General features: G+C 60.7%; 1 pseudogene. It reads left to right on the plus strand.

What is annotated here, in order from left to right:
- Positions 1-78: 78 nt before the first annotated feature.
- Positions 79-257, plus strand: a pseudogene (locus tag AC0L3A_RS41140) (IS3 family transposase); the annotation flags it as partial.

Consider the following 257-nt stretch of genomic DNA (forward strand, 5'->3'; position numbering starts at 1 on the left):
TTGTTCCGTGTCCTCATTGCTTCCTCCTTTCAAAAGCCAACTCAGTCTGACTGAGAGGACGGGGCGGGTCATCCCATAGTGGTGACGCCCGCGGGGAAGCGGAAAGCTGTCGCTCATCTAGTGGATGCCCATGAGATGAGCGAACGGCGGGCGTGTAAAGCCATCGGCTGCTGCCGCATGACCATGAGATACCGGACGACCCAGGCTGACGATACCAGCCTTCGCCAACGCATGAGGGCGATCGCCCAGGAGCGCCG

Source organism: Bradyrhizobium sp. MI1.3 (assembly GCF_055811695.1).